Below are 16,424 nucleotides of genomic sequence, written 5' to 3'. Positions count from 1 at the left end.
TTAGAGCGTAACGTAACTTGAGTCAGATTCCGTCTTTTGTTGAGAACAGTTCTGCAGAAAGTTAGCCAGAATCTGTTTGCCGGATGGCGTAATAATGGATTCCGGATGGAACTGAACCCCTTCTATACTCCATTTCTTATGACGAAGTCCCATCACTTCCCCATCGCTGGACCATGCGGTAACTTCCAATTCTTCCGGGAGATCAGGATTGACAATAAGCGAGTGGTATCTTGCCACGTTCAGAACGGCAGGCATACCTTCAAACAACGTTTTACCATCATGCGAGATATCCGAGGTCTTGCCGTGCATCAAATGCCGGGCTGATTCCACTGTTCCTCCAAATGCCTGAGCAATAGCCTGATGGCCAAGACATACACCAAGAATCGGAATCTTTCCAGCAAAATATCGAATCACTTCAAGAGAAACTCCGGCATTAGACGGATTAGATGGACCTGGAGAAATTACGATATAATCCGGCGATATCTCTTCCAATTCTTTTACCGTAATCGCATCATTACGATACACGTTTACACTCTCACCCAAATCAGCGAAGTACTGCACAAGGTTATACGTGAAAGAATCAAAGTTATCAATCATGACGATCATAAGCAGGTATCCCTCCAATATTGAAATTCGAAAAAGGATGACTTACGAGCTGAGAGACTGACTATTCGGTTTAAAACACCATGTGTATAGCCTTTTTGATTGCAGTTGTGTCAAAAATATAGATCCTGAAATTCCAAAAAAAACAGACTGTTCGGTTTAATTATGTTCATTGTTTGTGTTTTAGCAGAGTGTCACCCGTTATAGTTTTAGTGAAATTGAATCAGAGGTTAATTCCTTGGAATTAGTGACTTGTAAAGGAGAAGCAAAGAGAACGTTGTCTGGTTGCCTTTTTGTGGTATAAAATGGAAGTTATCTGAAGTGTTTACATTATGTATCATGTAATTATTATCATATCTTGGGAATTAAAGTGAAAACCAATGCCCATTTCATAATAACCCATATTAAACAAGTATACCACTGTTGTTTTAAATATTTTGCACTTTGATAACTTATTATGTAAATTTTCAATATAAAATGAGTTTTTTTGTCTTTTTTATGAATCACTTTGAGCCAAAATTCACAAAAAAACTGGCCCTCGGGATGTATGAATACATTCCTGATAAGGCCAGCCTCTATCACATCATACTTACAATCCAACCGATCCAATACGCAAATGGAATTAATAGCAACTGTGCTAAAACTGTACCGAACAGACGGGATACGAGCATACACCCGTAGATCTGATTCATCCGATCCAAACGAATCTCACCACGTAATGATTTGTCACTGAGCAAGGAAATTCGTGGATCAATCAGGATGGTCAGCAATATAGTTGCTATTCCGTTAATCAGCCCTGTTGATTGGGATGCAGCTACAGCCTGCGCTGGATAAAGGTAAGCTGCGTACAAGCTGGACAGGACACCCGTGGTGTAGATTGCGGTTACCGCTACATTCAGCAACATTAACCGTCTTGGCATCCCATGCCTTACCAATCGTTTAGCCATCTTCCAGGATGGCGGGGTGATGTAATACGTTGCATTTCTAATCTTGCTTCGCTTCAGCATACCGCGAACCATTGCAGGGATGGAACCGGCTGCTTCAAAATGCACAACCATTCTTGATGAGAGCTTCACCATGGTTGGGAAACACAATATGGCTAATGCCGTTCCTATCGTTGCCGCCCCCATTAACCAATGCAGCTGTGCTGCAAAGTGCGGATTGGCTCCACGTGTTGCCGTATCCACCAGATTACCTACCATCGGCCCCTGAGCCATATTCGAGGTTCGAGAAACCAACAGCAAGATACCCGCCAATGAAATGGCCAGCGCGATTCTGCGGGTCCGTAATCCACCAAGACGAAGCGCATATGACAAGCTGTCTGCGGCATGAATCAGCATGGTGAACAGCATAGGTATTGCCAGACTAAGACTAAACATATGTATGTACTCCTTTATCTTCCTTTTGTTGAACTTATTTCTTTCATGGACAGCATTATACTCCTCTGTCTTGTAAAAGTATAGAAATAAGATCCTTCTGGATCATCGTTTATCCCTTCCCTCACTGGGTAATATACAACTAATCCATTATTGTACAGGAGGGGTTCATATGCCTTGGAACAAACAGGATTATCCGGTATCCATGAAGAACCTGGAACCACGTGTCAGACACAAAGCAATTGAAATCGCGAATGCTCTACTCGATGACGGGTATGAGGAAGGGCGCTCGATTGCCATTGCCACAGCTAAGGCGGAAGAGTGGGATGAGAATCATCCCGCAGCGGAAGGTTCGAAATCGGACTCCACATCTTCTTCCGTAAATTCCAACCATAAAAAGTCATCTTCTACGGAGCGTCGTCATTCCGAGCCCGTCTCTTCGTCCAAAAGTCATGACAACATCCATGTCGTGCCTACCGACTCCGGTTGGGCGATCAAGGAAGAAGGCAAGTCCACCTATCTGTCCGCATTTGATACTAAGGCAGAAGCTGTAGATAAGGCCAAAGAACTTAGTAACAAACAAAATATTCGAGCGATTATCCATAATCAGGATGGTCAGATTGCTTCTTCGATCAAGCCCTGAATGAATCGGATGGTATGGGAAAATGGCAAAATTATTCACCACGGATTGTATGAGCTAAAACAATAAAATCCCCTTTTGCTGCTGAAGAGCAGACAAAGGGGATTTTATTTGAACTTTAACTATCAAGACCTGAATATGATGCACACAGGTTATGGTTGTTCTGAAACGTATGGTCAATGGGATACCCCTCTAGCCACCGTAGTCCGTTGTGAAACAGCAGCAGCATTAACTGCTTTGGCTGCAGCCGATGGCACCGGCAGTTTCACAGCTGAAGTCGTAACCACGGTTCCGCGAGCCGGAACACTAACGACGTACGTAATGACTTTGCTGGCGATCCATACGGCCAGAATCGTATATAAAGTTTCTTTTACCGGAAGAAAGAAAAGCGACAATCCCAATACAAAAGCATCACTGACAAAGAAAACTGTTCCCAGCTTCCATCCCTTCCAGCGACTAACCAGCACGGCGAGAATATCGTCTCCGCCTGTCGCTCCACCGAATCGAAGCACGATCCCAGCACCTAACCCTGTCATTAGACCGGATAGAACTGCCGGAATCCACAGATTTCCGTTAAACGACATCACCAGTGTGGAGTATCGTTCAAAGCCATCATAGAATAGGGAAAATGCACCGACGCCAAGCAATGCCTGAATCATGAATTTCCATCCTTTGAGGAACCAAGCCAGGATCATGACCGGAATGTCCAGTAGCAACATCCCGATAGCAGGTGATAAGCCTGTTGCGTATTTTCCGAGCAGGGCCAGACCAACAAATCCGCCCTCCGATAAATGATTCTGAAAGTTAATGTGATAATAGGCAAAAGCTAAAATAAATGTACCGAGCAGCATAATGGCGAACTTGATCGCCTCTGTTTTAACGTGTTGTAAGGTTAACGATGTTCTCTTCATTCAGGTTCCCTCGCAGTTTGTAGGTTGGTTTTTTAGACCGACCGTACCCTGCAAAAGGCAAGCCTGGAAAAAATCATCGTGTACGTCCTTCGAATATTCATTCCAATCCCCTCTTTCGCAGAGTCAGCCGTTTTTTTGAACCGGTTGGTGTACTCTACAAGGGGCGCTATGTGTATGAGAGATCGTAACGTTTCCAGATCGTCCTTGGGGAGATTGTCCTTCGGGAACTCATGGTATCCTGATCCTTTCTGTTCTGTTGTGGTTAGCTGTGCTTGGTTAAACTGAAAAATAACAACAATGCAGAAGCTTGAATATTTAACTTTACACTTATCACTTCGATTCCAGTACCCTCTTCCGATCGCTGTTATCCCGGGATTTTTTCGATTCCCTTTTTCTAAAGGGAAAATCCGTTGATAGCTTATGCTTCCGAAGCAGCTTTCTTTCAGAAAGCTTTTAGGCGAACGCTTCGCTTCTACAGATGGGTTCTGCACTCTTCGTTCTTGTGTAAATTCTATCTCCAACTTGCAGCAGTTGCAATTTAAATCAATTTAAACACCAAAGCTAACTTGCTTGTTCTTCTATTATATAACACCAACGTGACCGGGTCTAAACAGCAGACCCGTCAAAAACGCGCATAAAGCAGCCTTTGGACTGCTCCAGCAGTCGTACAGCAACACCAGGATAAGCAATGCTTGCTAATGGTGCAACCTGCTCCTTTATTCTATGACTAAAGCTCACAAAAATAACTGTCAGTCACCCAACTGTGACAAAATGGGGCCTTTTTTTATTTTCTGGGGGTTTGTTAAGGAATCATTATCCTTTTGAACATACACTATAGCAAACGTAATCGGCTTATTATCGGTCCAGCTCAAACGTTTCCATACTTACCCTGCTGTTTATGGTATAATATAACAATTGAATCCCACTACCGTTAAGCGAGGCGGATTGATGAAAACGTTAAAGCCAAGAGTCTTTATTGGCTGCTCGCTGGAAGCCAAGCCGATTGCAGCCGCAGTACACGAAAACTTACGTTTCTCAGCTGAAGTCACCCCCTGGTACTCTGGAGTTTTTAATCCAAGCAGCTATACCATGGACGACCTGGAAGCAGAAGTCCGTACAACAGACTTTGCCATTTTTATTTTTCATCCGGATGATATATCCAAAATTCGCGGGAAGTACTACGCGTCGGTCCGGGATAATACAATGCTTGAAATGGGTCTGTTTATGGGCCGTCTGGGACGAAAGCGTATTTTTTTCATTCTTCCTGAAGATATTACGAACATCAAGGACACGACCAAAGTCGAGGGATTGCGTATGCCCACAGATTTGCTGGGATTAAATCCACTCGTGTATGAAATTCGTTCTGACGGAAAGTGGGCGCCAGCTGTCTCGGTGGCTTGTTCCAAAATCGCAGACAGTATTGAGGAACAAGGACGCTGGAGTGATCCAGAATTGGAGAATATCATCGAGAAGCACAAGCGTACTGAGGGAGAAGCAAGGTTACAACTGCTCAAGTTGCTGCGGTTCTTTAGGGAATTGCTGCGTACCCGCAAAGCAGATGCCAAAATGCTGGAGCGAATGAGCGATGCCCTGCGTACCGCCTTTGTCTCTCACCCTCCATTTGCCGTACGTGGCACAGCCATATACCGTACAGATGACAGTGGTTATATTGAGCAATTATGTGGTAATGTTGGAGAACCGGGGAGAAAGTATGACTTGTCCGCTAATGACGACAAACAACCGGATGATCCCAAGCGCATCCTGGTGATTGATTCTTACCGGGAAAACAAGATCAAGATCAACCTGTATGATGATTACCTTGAGAAAGAATATTTGCTATGCTATCCTGTAGCCAAGAGGTATGTAATCACCGTTCACATTATTGGACATATTGAAGCGGATGAGGCGGTATTTCAGCAGATTGACCTACAGAATCGTCAACTGTTCAACGCCATCAACGATTTGTTAGGAGGCGAACCGGAATGAAACCGGAAACGAAAAAAATAAGCAAGCGCTGGGGCAGCGAAAAAAAGGTACGCCTCAGTTCTGCGCCCGAATCATCACGACCGGTTCCGGAACCCAAGGAAGAAGATCGTTTCCACAAGCCGGCCGTACCGCTAACTACCATTGGGCCCTCCCTGAAGGGCAAGGAAAGACCTTATAAGGTCATCCTTGAAAAAGAGGCGTTCTACGAAAAGCCTCAATATCTTGCTTAATTTCTGTACACATCATCAAGCCTGCCGCTGAATCGGCAGTATTCCATAGGCCCCGCCGCCCAAGGCAGGGGCCTTTTTGTTGCTCATTTTCGTCAAAATACAACTGCTTCTTCTCGTTGACCTGGCATCATCGGGTTGCGGCAAGTCATCCTGAATCATTATTGTAATTCGTTGCTTTTAATTGCTTTAATTCATTTCTTGTAATTACTTCTGTAGCAGACTGCATTGCATAAGGCTCATTTGGTTTATGGCCTTAGGTTTCCTGCAAAACCCATAAATTATACCTAATTTTGGAGTGAGCTTGTCCTTAAAGCCTTAGCTTCATTTACTATCTGTATCTTCAGGAAAATGCGCTAGTGCTTGCTTCCAATATTTCTCGGTTGTATTGTGTATCTCCATTACATATATTGATTATAATATAGGAACACATGTTCTGTAAACGAAAAATTCCAATTAAAGGTTAAGGAAGTGAACATATGACATCCTCTACTTTCGCCCCATCCCCTGCGGATGAAGACCACAGCCTGATTAAAGGTCTGGTTGTACGCACGCTATTGCTGGATGTACTTGAACGGGATATTCGCACACTGGATACATTGTCACTTAAGATGCCTGAAGTCTACATTCTCTCACTGACCCGTATTCAGAACAATGTGCTCAAGGAGATGCTGAGTCTTCGCAAACAGATGAGAACTCGTGGTGTCAAAGTACTGGAAGAGAAACGTGAAGCCGATGGCATCGAAACTCTGTATATGTGCAGGGGGTATTGGCAACGTTTCTACATGTTATGGACGTTCGCACGCAATGAAGTCAAAAAAGAACTCAGTTGGCATCTGCAGATGGACCTGGCGCAGAGTTGATATCCATCCCCAGCAAAACAAGTTGACCACGGAAGGTTACGTTCATTAAGATGGAATAGAATATCCAACCAATCCAATAAGGCATGAACTGAATTCAATTCCTATAACAAAAACCAGCCTACTTGCCATCAATGGCGGACAGACTGGTTCAGTGGGACTTGATTTCAATCCGGATATGCTCTCAACGTCTTATCAATCAAGGAGCTGTACTTCATGGATTCGAATACACATTCGACTAAGCTAACACCCGCACATACAGGCATTGCCGCAGATGTGACCGAACTGATCGGCCAGACACCTGCCGTCAGACTGAACCGAATCACAGGCAGCGACTCCGCTGACGTATACGTGAAACTGGAATACTTCAACCCAAGTGGCAGTGTCAAAGACCGTGCGGCCTACAACCTGATCGTTCAGGCTGAACGGGCAGGACTGCTGCTCCCCGGAGCAACCATTATCGAACCAACCAGTGGCAATACCGGCATCGGTCTTGCGATGAACGCTGCTGCCAAAGGATATAAAGCCATTTTGATCATGCCGGACAACATGTCCAAGGAACGCATCAACATCTTGAAAGCCTATGGTGCAGATGTGGTGCTCACCCCCGCTGCCGAGCGGATGCCAGGTGCGATTCGCAAAGCGAAAGAGCTTCAGGCAGACATTCCGGGAAGTTTCATTCCCCAGCAATTCGAGAATCAGGCGAACCCGGATATTCACCGGATCACTACGGCTCCCGAAATTATGCAGCAGATGGATGGCAAACTGGATGCTTTTATTGCCACCGCTGGAACTGGCGGAACCATTACCGGAACGGGGGAAGAACTGCGCAAGCAGTTGCCCGATATCCGTATCTATGCGGTGGAGCCAAAAGGCTCTCCAGTGCTGTCCGGTGGCGAGCCCGGACCACACAAGCTCGTCGGTACAAGTCCGGGGTTCATTCCGGACATCCTGAATACCGACGTGTGGGATGCCATTATCCAGGTGTCCGATGAGGATGCACTGGATACGATGCGGCAGCTTGCTGCCCGGGAAGGGCTGCTGCTCGGCCCTTCCTCTGGTGCTTCGGTGTGGGCCGCCCTTCGCATTGCGAAGGAACTGGGGCCGGGACACCGGGTGCTCTGCATTGCGCCGGATACCGGGGAACGGTATCTGAGCATGGGTATTTTTTAACAAAAAGGCATTAGGAATTCAACAAAACGAAACATGTAAAAGAACAAAAAAAGCCTGAACAACGCAAAAAAGCCCTTGTACCCCTACGAATGTTTAATCCGCAGAGAACAAGGACTTTATGAAGGCAAATATCACTTTTAAAAAATGTGAAAACATTAAAAAGTATATTCGCTATAACATCTAACACTAATTAGTGTGTCAAGGTTGTCCATTCCACACCTTCAGGGAGCAGAGCCGCAATGCGGTCTTTGGCTTCCTTTTTGGTATACAGCGATTCATCAAGAATGACTGCAGATCCCGAATCACTGCTCGTCCGAATCAGACGTCCGAGACCTTGCTTCACGCGCAGGAGCATATACGGAAGATCGATCTCTTCGTAAGGTGCTGCCGATGCACTGCGTTTCGCATTGAAGACAGGGTCCTGTGGCGGATAAGGAAGCGACCAGATCATAACGTTGGATAATGACGGTCCTGGAACGTCCAGTCCTTCCCACAGATTGACGGAGCACAGCACACTCTCCTCATCCTGCTGGAACGCTGCAATCAGGTCACTGATCTCCCGGTCACCCTCGTACATAAAGCGCAACCCTTCTGCTTCAGGGACATGAACAATGTCTTGCTTGAACGCACGCAATTCCTCCATCGTACGGAACAGGATCAGTGCACGGCCCCCACTCTCCTGAAGTAAAGATACTGCATCCCGCATGCGATTTTCGTTCTCCGGGTGGCCTGGTAAGGCCTCATTGGTAATCTTCATCTGCATTTTGTCGGCGTAATCATATGGTGAAGCGACGGAGAAGGATACAAAATCATCAATGCCCAGGCTGTCCGCCACATAGCGGAATGAACTATCCACGGATAACGTTGCAGATGAGAACACGATTGGAATGCCTGTATTGAACACACGCTCATTCAGCATTTCCTTCACCGTACGCGGCATGATCGATAATGTCGTCTCATCTTCACTCTCTTCCGCCCAGCAGATATAGCCGTCTTCCTTACGGAACAATGCAAGTGCAGACTGAATCATGTCCAGATGTTCTTCAACGACACGCATCTGGTACCCATCCAGCGAGAACAATCCGCTCTCAAATACCAATTCTTCGCCGATCGCATCCAGCACACTGGTCAGTCGTTCAATCTCACGCAGCAGTGGCGGCTCTACCCGAACTTCTTTCCGTTCCGATCCCGGAATCGCCACCGTGTACGTATCCAGCAACGCAAACAGTCGCTCACTGCTCTCAATCGCTTCATCCACACGCTCCGCGAGGGATTCACGAATCTCTCCTTCAAGCAGGCGAGTCACGAGTTCCTCGAAGATACGGTGTTTCAATTTGTAACTCAGTGCATTCAGGGCTGCTTCTTCCAGCAAATGTCCTTCATCAAATACAACTGAGCTGTGATCTGGCAGCAGTGGCAATTGTCCCTCGCGTTTGCGCGCATCGTAGGTCCATACATGCTCCATGTAATAGTCATGGGAACAGATGATGATGTCTTTGGAACGGCGATAATGGTCACGCGACAGCGTCAGGCCACATCGTTGTCTTTTTGGACAAACGAAGCAATCCTGGAACGGGTCCCAGTTAATTTTGTTCCACTGGCGATCATTCAGATGCGGATACTGTTTGCGGTCACCATACGGATGGAAAGCCTGAAGTGTACCCGGCGTATTCACAAAATCCGGAAGGCTCTCATGCACTTCTTCAATGACAGGCGCATCCTCATCCGCGAATCGCACCGCACTTAATTTGTTCAGACAGACGTATTGGTCCGGTGACTTACCCAGACGTGCATCCACTTCCAAGTCCAGATGCGCAGCCAGCTTCGCAATATCTCCACCGGGCTTCACAAGTTGTTCAATCAAAGACTCATCGGCACAGGCGATCACTGCCGGTTTGCCCGTATAACGTGCATAACAGACCGCGTAGAGCAGATAGACTAACGTCTTGCCTGTTCCTACACCGGCCTCAGCCATAATAGTCTTTTTATCTCCATAGGCCCGTTCGAGCTGGTACGCCATAAAAATCTGTTCATCCCGTACCTCGAAGCCGAACTCTGGCAAAATATCGTAAAAAACATCAGCAACCCACTCTCCCAGACGGGATACAAAAGGTTCAGCCGGATCATATGCAAAAGGATAACGTTGTGTAGACAATCCTAGGTCAGCCTCCATTCTTAGACGCGGTCCTCTTTCATTTTCCGTTCAAAAAAGGCCGCAGGGCAAAAGTTAATTATCTCACGCAGTAAGGTTCGTGACAAGCTTTTTTTTGTTAGGTTATTTGCGAGGTTGAATGTATAGAACCAATTTTCAGGGAAAATATATACAGGAATCCACTTTAAGGAAAGGCGGTGCTCCACTCCATGAATCATCAGTTTTCACAACCAGAGCATTCCTCAGACAAGACAGCTGACATATTAACGGATCGACAAGGTCATCCGATCACGGACAATCAGAATGTACGAACTGTTGGCAGCCGGGGGCCCACTACACTGGAGAATTATCATTTTCTCGAGAAGATCACGCATTTTGACCGCGAACGTATTCCAGAACGGGTGGTTCATGCCCGCGGCGCTGGCGCTCATGGCGTATTTGAAGCGTATGGAACGGCCGGAGATGAACCGGTATCGAAGTACACACGTGCACGTCTGTTTCAGGAAAAAGGCAAAAAAACGCCCGTATTCGTTCGATTCTCCACCGTTATTCACGGCGGGCACTCACCGGAGACCCTTCGAGACCCGCGCGGGTTTGCTGTAAAATTCTATACGGAAGATGGCAACTGGGATCTCGTAGGTAACAACCTGAAAATCTTTTTCATTCGCGACCCGCTCAAGTTCCCGGATATGGTACATGCCTTCAAGCCCGACCCGTTAACCAATGCACAGGATATGGAGCGGTTTTTCGATTTTGTCTCGCTAAGTCCTGAAGCTACCCATATGGTGACATTCCTCTTCTCTCCGTGGGGAATTCCGGCCAATTATCGGCAGATGCAGGGCTCGGGTGTCAATACATATAAATGGGTCAATCAGGAAGGCACGGGCGTGCTCATCAAATATCACTGGGAACCGCTCAATCAAGGGATACGCAACCTGCTGCAAAAAGATGCGACCGAGATTCAGGGACTGAACTTCAATCATGCGACGTTGGATCTGTATCACGCCATTGAACAAGGGGACTATCCCGAATGGGAGCTGTGCGTTCAGGTGATGGAGGACGGCGAGCATCCAGAGTTGGACTTCGACCCGCTGGACCCGACCAAGCTGTGGCCGCAGGATCAGTTTCCTTTTCTACCCGTGGGCAAAATGACGCTGAATCGTAATCCTGAAGACTATTTCAATGAGGTCGAGCAAGCAGCGTTCGGTACAGGCGTTCTGGTGGACGGGCTCGATTTCTCGGATGATAAACTACTGCAAGGACGCACCTTCTCCTATTCGGATACCCAGCGTCATCGGGTGGGTTCGAACTATCTGCAACTGCCTGTAAATGCACCGAAAAATCGGGTAGCTACCAATCAGACTGGTGGTCAAATGCAGTATCAGGTGGATCGGGCGCCAGGTCAGAATCCGCATGTCAATTACGAACCTTCATCGCTCGGTGGCTTAAAGGAAGCAACCCCTCGTGGCAAGGATCATGAACCCCTGGTGGAAGGCCGACTTGTCCGCGAGAAGATTGAGCGTACGAATGACTTTGGTCAGGCGGGAGATACGTACCGGGCGTTCGAGGATTGGGAGCGGGATGAGCTGATCAGCAACATGGTAAGCGCATTGGCACAATGCAAACCGGATATCCGGGAGCGTATGATCTCTTACTTCACCCAGGCCGATGCCGATTACGGTCGGCGCGTCTCCGAAGGACTATCCTCTGTGCCAACCGATGATAGTGCAACGGTACAACCGAAACATGAACCAAGCGTCGAGCAAGCGGAGAAACGCAGTCGTGAGACGGACGGTTATTAAGTAGATAGACAGCGATTAGACTGGTAAGTTTGATACGGTTAGTACATGTGAGTATTTTGGATAAGCAGATTGCGTTCTGAATTAAACATAGCCCTGATCGTCAAGTTGCCAGTTGCAGCTGCTATCGGGGCTTTTTTTTGATTAACTTGATTGTAATCTCCGAATCTCCACTTCAGGACGCATGCTGCTATTTATTTTAAATTAAATGAAGTTCATTTGAGTGGATCAAAGGTAAGACTGGTGCTCTGAGGATGGAAAAGCGTGCTTCTTTACGTTCATTTCAGAGGATTCTTCGTTAAATGAGAGCTATCACCCAATGGAAAGATTACATAACCCCCATGATATTACAGGCATTGGAAGCTTCCAGGCCTGACCTGCCTGCATGTAACTCCATCTGATCAGATGATTATTGATGATAACTCTTACAACATTTACCATAAAGCTGTGTCCTAGAGATTGCATCTAGCCAGTCGGCATGTCTTATCTCTTAGATAACGGTCTGGTACACGGCTACCACATGCTCTTCATTCTATTCCCAATTAACCAAGGAGGTTTGCGTAATGAAATTATTCCCATCTACATCCACTCATGCATCTGTACGATCCGAACGTTCTCTGAAATCGAAAATGGCCCAGATCTGTCTGAGTGCCGCGTTCCCTCTATTATTGATTGGTGGTGGATCGGCTGGTGCTGAAGAGCTGATCGAGAGCAGTTTGCAAAATCCCTCTGAATCGGTGGCGACTTCGAATATCGCGCTTGCTGCTGGTGATCTGTATGTGTCTCCTAACGGTTCAGCCAGCAATCCAGGAACACTGGACAGCCCTACGTCACTCGCTAACGCATTGACCCAGATCGCACCGGGTAAAACGATCTATCTACGCGGAGGTACCTACAATTTCTCAGAAACGGTTACGATTCAACGAGGCAACAGCGGTACTTCAGGGCAGCGCAAAAATCTGGTGGCGTATGGATCGGAAAAACCAGTCTTTGATTTCTCCGCACAAGCCTTCGCTTCTACCAACCGCGGGCTGCAAATGTTCGGAGACTACTGGTTCGTTAAAGGGCTTGAAGTTAAGGGCGCGGGCGACAACGGGATCTTCATCGGAGGCAGCTATAACCGTCTGGAACAGATCGAGGCTCATCATAACCGGGATACGGGTATTCAAATGGGACGTTATGCTTCCACGGCCGCCAAGAGTGAATGGCCTGCATATAATGAAGTGATTCGTTCGTACTCCCATAATAACTATGACCCGGATGACGGCGAGGATGCAGACGGTTTTGCAGCAAAACTGACCGTAGGCCCGGGCAACGTGTTCGACGGTTGTATTGCGGCCTATAACGTAGACGATGGCTGGGATCTGTATAGCAAAACGGACACAGGCGCCATCGGCGCGGTTACGATCCGCAACAGCATCGCCTACGCGAACGGGGCAACATCAGACGGCACCTCCACCTCCAACAGCGATGGCAACGGATTCAAGCTCGGCGGCGAGAAGATTGCGGTGAATCATATCGTTGAGAACAGCATTGCATTTAATAATAAAAAGCACGGCTTCACCTACAACAGCAATCCCGGTTCGATCCAGATGAAAAACAACACCTCTTGGAACAACGGGCAAAGCAACTTTGCCTTCGATATAGGCACCCATATCTTCACCAACAACCTGTCTTTCCAAGGCGGTGCCAGCGACAAAACCAGTGGAACCGATGTCAGTAGCACCAACGTCTGGTGGAAGAACAAGAAAAGCGTCAATGCCAAAGGATTGCTCGCCAGCGCAGCCGACTTTGTCTCCCTCGCGCCTTCGGTAACACGTAGCGCGGATGGAACGCCTGTCTTGGGCAATTTCCTGAAGCTAGCGGGCGGCAGTGATTTGGTTGGCTCAGGTACGCCATCGGGTACGAATATTGGTGCGCGGTAGGTGGTAGCTTAGTTGGAGTTAGAGTAAGACATGTGTGATATGTTCACATGTGGAGCAACCAATACGGAATAAAGATGAAATCCCCTTCTCCATATCAGCCGGATGCTGGTGTTGGAGAAGGGGGTTTTTGAGTTGCTGTGCATATCCTGCCGACTTCTGGATTGATAGATGCTCACCGTTTGCATAAAACCTCAATGATGAGATTACCGCCTGTGCGAAATCCTTGCTCAAACGCTGCTTCAACATACATAGATGTGGATTGTCCGATCAGGTCTACTAATTGCTCCAAATCATCGTATTCGTTCTCGGTAAGCTTTGTTTTGTAGCCTTGCATGAGGTCCGATATCTGGCGATTGATCTCCTGATACTCGGCATGCTCAGGATGAATCGACTCGTCCAACCGCAGGTTCCCGTGAAACAAATCTTCGATCAGGTTTGACATGTTATCCTTCATGTTAAGGTCACCTCAGGAAGATTGTAACGCAAGGGATGAGGTAAGATGGAGATTTAGCGGGAAATCCGCTAGTATTATTTTTCGTTTTTAGTGTGATTGAGTCAAAGTTAATATTAAATCATGCTAGTATAAAAACGACGTTCACTTATTTTTTCCCTGAAGCACGTCTCCAGTAAAAGTCCTACCTAGCCTACAGAAAACTATCTTATAACTCTCAAGTACGGTCAAACTCTCCCTATTTCTCCTCTGAATATATAAATACATAATTGCTCTCATCCGACTTCTCTTCTGAGAAAACAAAACCTAACCGATCAAAATTACTGATATCCTTCACATCTGTAATCTTACGCTCTGCCATATAACGTACCATCTCACCTCTAGCCATTTTGGCCCGAGTTGCCTTTTCAACCAGCTTCCCATCGACCATTTGTCCAAATACACAAGTGATAAAACGGGTCTCCTCGCTCAAAAAAGGAGTGATGTTTTTGCTATACTCTTTGGAAGCCAAATTCAGAATACAGTTGCTGTCCGCTTGAAGCTGATCTGCCAACTTGCTGCCCCAGAATTGATAGAGCGATTTGAAACCTGGACCTTGCAACTTGCCCTGCATCTCCAACCGATAAGGTGTAACCCCATCCAGAGGCCGTAACATGCCATAAAAACCGGATAATATGCGTAAATGCTGCTCCAGATACGCCAGTTCCTCATTTTGAAAAACACCCGGAGCCATATATTGATACTGAATACCCTCATAGGCATAGATGGCTGGCGTAAGATTTGCTTTTATATTCATATTCCGAATCCGCTCTACATTCTGTACGGCGATTGCATCGTTACACTTCCACAACGTTTTGAGTTCGTCATAGGATAACTTTTGAAGCAGACTCAATAACTGTTCTGACTCGTTTATAAAATGCGGCATCTGTGCGATAGCCATAAGATCGGTATCGATCTTCATCTTTTTGGCGGGTGATATGATAATTCTCATCATGCTGATCCATCCTTAATCTACCGTTGTTTTTGTCGTTATTCATTGTACAGGATTGGCTAGGTGAATCCAATGTCAAGGCTTAACTAAATTCCTCATGCTACGTTTGAAAAGACTCAAAAATGAACAAGTCAGCCCACGATTGGACCGGCTTGTTCATTACAATTCAACACATTAGATTGGTGAAAAAGCAAGGCGTACATTTCAAATCGCTAATTAGGGAGATACACTTCCCGCGCCGCTATTTTGCTCTGTTTTTGTAGTCGGCAATTGAATCATTGGCGTGTTTGATCCACTCACATATGGAAGGGCTCCATCCCATTTCTTGATTGTTTCATATTCAACGAGTTGACTTGTTAATGATTGCTGAAGCTCTTTATTTGCTTTAGCTTGACCTTCTGCTTCGATCAATAGTTTGTCTGCATTACCCTGTGCTTCCACACGCTTACGATCTGCTTCTTTCTTAGCGATCTCCAGTTCAGTCGTTTTACGTTCCAGTTCTTGAGAAGCTTCAACACGCTTATCGATTGCTTCCTGAGTCTTAGCGTCAGGCTGAGGAACACCTACGGTAACGTTTGATACAATAAAACCTAACTCTTTAACATCATCAGAAAAACGTTGTTCGACGTCTACGCCTGCTTCGGATGACTTTTCACCATAAACATCAATTACTGTAAACTTGGAAATACCTTTACGAGCTGCATCACGGAAACGTGTTTTGAGATATGTATCCTCAATTTCTTGAATGCTAATTGGCCCAAATGTATTAAAGATCGAAGATACTTTACTTGGTTCTACTTGGTAGTTGTAAGCAAAATCGATTGTGATGTTTTTCCCGTCAGAAGTAGCAATCTGAATATCTCTGTATTCCACCGTTTGAATTCGGATAGGATATTTCGTCACTTTATCAAATGCTCCAACTAGCTTCCATCCTTGACTCAGTGTACTATCTTTTACGCCTCCATTTGGTGAGTACACGACCCCAACATATCCATTAGGAATTCGTGTTAAAAAAAAGGTCACCAGTAACACTCCCACAATAATAACGGATGCAACCGTAATCGCCCCTACTCTAAACGTCTTTGAATTTTTCATCTACATTCTCCTCTTGTTTGAATTTATTGTATTTCTTCAAAATTCTACTACCTATTTTATTGAATAGTGGGAACATTAATGACCAGAGAATAAATGCTAGGATAAAAATTAAAATGATTCCCCCAATAAACGGCATATTCGTCCTCCCCTCTATGGATGTAATCGAGCACAAACCTCATCTGGGTGAAGGTATCCAGATAGTTAATTTAAATTTCATCTACGCTTAATCGCATCC

At 46.1% G+C, this 16,424-nt stretch carries 15 protein-coding genes; 7 read left to right on the top strand and 8 right to left on the bottom strand.

Features of this window, described 5'->3' with window-relative positions:
- Both AC4G47_RS09885 and AC4G47_RS09880 read right to left on the bottom strand, forming a co-directional pair.
- On the bottom strand, positions 1-606 hold the full coding sequence (locus AC4G47_RS09885; RefSeq protein WP_491105876.1) for an anthranilate synthase component II: 606 nt from the start codon (positions 604-606) through the stop codon (positions 1-3).
- A gap of 575 nt (positions 607-1,181) precedes the next feature.
- Positions 1,182-1,982, bottom strand: coding sequence for a lipid II flippase Amj family protein (locus AC4G47_RS09880; RefSeq protein ID WP_458123204.1), 801 nt, complete (start codon positions 1,980-1,982; stop codon positions 1,182-1,184).
- A 169-nt stretch (positions 1,983-2,151) separates the two neighbouring features.
- Between AC4G47_RS09880 and AC4G47_RS09875 the strand changes: the two genes are divergently transcribed.
- Entirely contained in the window at positions 2,152-2,622 is a 471-nt protein-coding gene (locus tag AC4G47_RS09875) for a DUF2188 domain-containing protein (protein WP_491105875.1), read from the top strand.
- 173 nt (positions 2,623-2,795) lie between these two features.
- Here the strand turns inward: AC4G47_RS09875 and AC4G47_RS09870 are convergent, their stop codons facing one another.
- On the bottom strand, positions 2,796-3,530 hold the full coding sequence (locus AC4G47_RS09870) for a YitT family protein (protein WP_458123206.1): 735 nt from the start codon (positions 3,528-3,530) through the stop codon (positions 2,796-2,798).
- Between the two features lie 948 nt (positions 3,531-4,478).
- Between AC4G47_RS09870 and AC4G47_RS09865 the strand changes: the two genes are divergently transcribed.
- The 4 genes from AC4G47_RS09865 (at position 4,479) to cysK (ending at position 7,776) form a co-directional block, all read left to right on the top strand.
- Positions 4,479-5,516: a nucleotide-binding protein gene (locus tag AC4G47_RS09865; protein ID WP_491105874.1), complete on the top strand. Its 1,038-nt coding sequence runs from the start codon at positions 4,479-4,481 to the stop codon at positions 5,514-5,516.
- A complete protein-coding gene (locus AC4G47_RS09860; RefSeq protein ID WP_017687536.1) occupies positions 5,513-5,746 on the top strand; it encodes a hypothetical protein in 234 nt (77 codons plus the stop codon). The genes AC4G47_RS09865 and AC4G47_RS09860 overlap by 4 nt, the downstream gene beginning before the upstream one ends.
- A 476-nt stretch (positions 5,747-6,222) precedes the next feature.
- Positions 6,223-6,606: a YhjD family protein gene (locus AC4G47_RS09855; RefSeq protein ID WP_491105873.1), complete on the top strand. Its 384-nt coding sequence runs from the start codon at positions 6,223-6,225 to the stop codon at positions 6,604-6,606.
- A gap of 213 nt (positions 6,607-6,819) precedes the next feature.
- Positions 6,820-7,776: a cysteine synthase A gene (gene cysK / locus AC4G47_RS09850; protein ID WP_491105872.1), complete on the top strand. Its 957-nt coding sequence runs from the start codon at positions 6,820-6,822 to the stop codon at positions 7,774-7,776.
- Between the two features lie 190 nt (positions 7,777-7,966).
- Here cysK and AC4G47_RS09845 read toward each other — a convergent pair whose 3' ends face one another.
- A complete protein-coding gene (locus AC4G47_RS09845; protein WP_491105871.1) occupies positions 7,967-9,949 on the bottom strand; it encodes an ATP-dependent DNA helicase in 1,983 nt (660 codons plus the stop codon).
- 188 nt (positions 9,950-10,137) lie between these two features.
- Between AC4G47_RS09845 and AC4G47_RS09840 the strand changes: the two genes are divergently transcribed.
- A complete protein-coding gene (locus tag AC4G47_RS09840) occupies positions 10,138-11,730 on the top strand; it encodes a catalase (RefSeq protein WP_491105870.1) in 1,593 nt (530 codons plus the stop codon).
- Positions 11,731-12,290: 560 nt separating this feature from the next.
- The gene (locus AC4G47_RS09835) at positions 12,291-13,652 is read left to right on the top strand and encodes a right-handed parallel beta-helix repeat-containing protein (RefSeq protein ID WP_491105869.1); all 1,362 of its coding nucleotides are present in this window, start codon (positions 12,291-12,293) and stop codon (positions 13,650-13,652) included.
- Between the two features lie 172 nt (positions 13,653-13,824).
- Here AC4G47_RS09835 and AC4G47_RS09830 read toward each other — a convergent pair whose 3' ends face one another.
- The 4 genes from AC4G47_RS09830 to AC4G47_RS09815 all read right to left on the bottom strand — a co-directional run bounded on the left by AC4G47_RS09830 (position 13,825) and on the right by AC4G47_RS09815 (position 16,265).
- Entirely contained in the window at positions 13,825-14,106 is a 282-nt protein-coding gene (locus tag AC4G47_RS09830) for a DUF6809 family protein (RefSeq protein WP_491105868.1), read from the bottom strand.
- A 235-nt stretch (positions 14,107-14,341) separates the two neighbouring features.
- Positions 14,342-15,097 carry a peroxide stress protein YaaA gene (gene yaaA / locus AC4G47_RS09825; RefSeq protein WP_491105867.1) on the bottom strand — a complete coding sequence of 252 codons (756 nt, stop codon included), beginning with the start codon at positions 15,095-15,097 and terminating at the stop codon, positions 14,342-14,344.
- A gap of 213 nt (positions 15,098-15,310) precedes the next feature.
- Complete coding sequence (locus tag AC4G47_RS09820; protein WP_491105866.1) at positions 15,311-16,189, bottom strand: prohibitin family protein; 879 nt, start codon at positions 16,187-16,189, stop codon at positions 15,311-15,313.
- On the bottom strand, positions 16,167-16,265 hold the full coding sequence (locus AC4G47_RS09815) for a hypothetical protein (RefSeq protein WP_491106678.1): 99 nt from the start codon (positions 16,263-16,265) through the stop codon (positions 16,167-16,169). The genes AC4G47_RS09820 and AC4G47_RS09815 overlap by 23 nt, the downstream gene beginning before the upstream one ends.
- Positions 16,266-16,424 lie beyond the last annotated feature (159 nt).

The organism is Paenibacillus sp. Negev47 (assembly GCF_058313655.1).
Note: the sequence above shows the minus strand (reverse complement) of the source record. Positions and strands in the feature narration are given on the sequence as shown.